General features: G+C 64.8%; 1 protein-coding gene. It reads right to left on the bottom strand.

Annotated elements, in window-relative coordinates; all coding sequences use genetic code 11:
• Positions 1 to 413 (bottom strand): nucleoside deaminase (locus EN984_RS37065; RefSeq protein WP_164766048.1); only part of this gene is annotated, 413 nt, incomplete at its 3' end.
• Between the last annotated feature and the right edge of the window lie 132 nt (positions 414 to 545).

Below are 545 nucleotides of genomic sequence, written 5' to 3'. Positions count from 1 at the left end.
GGGCCAAAGACCTCGATCTTTTTCTGGCCGGAGCCGAGGACGGTGCGCGAAGAGAGGCTCATCGTCGGATTCTCAGCGTGATCCCCGGTGAGCGCCAGCAGCTCGGTCTCCTCGATCCCGTAAACCAGCCGCCCGATATTGGCCCAATACATCGTGCCGGCGCACATGGCGCACGGCTCGAAGGTTGAGACCAGCGTGCATTGCCACAGGAACTCCGGCTCGTAGGCCGCCGCCGCGCGCCGGGCGAGCTCCGTCTCGGCATGGCGCACCGTGTCGAGATTGCCCTGCCGCATCAGCACGCGATCGTCCGGCCCGACCAGCACGCAACCGAAGGGATGGTGCCCATGCGCCGCCGTGTCGCGCGCGACGGCATCGGCGGACCGCAGGTGGGCGAGCATCTGATCGCGGGTCATGGCAAGATCCTGTCATGCCGACATCCACCGATGAGCGGCTGAGCGAGATTGGTGCCAACGGACGCGAGTGGCAAGAGCCAACTTTTGCTTGAGACCTTTGCCTCGGGATATCAGACCTTTGCCCTGCAATCT

The organism is Mesorhizobium sp. M7A.F.Ca.CA.004.12.1.1 (assembly GCF_003997835.1).
In the GTDB taxonomy this organism is placed as follows: domain Bacteria; phylum Pseudomonadota; class Alphaproteobacteria; order Rhizobiales; family Rhizobiaceae; genus Mesorhizobium.
This window is presented reverse-complemented; position numbering and strand designations above follow the sequence as displayed.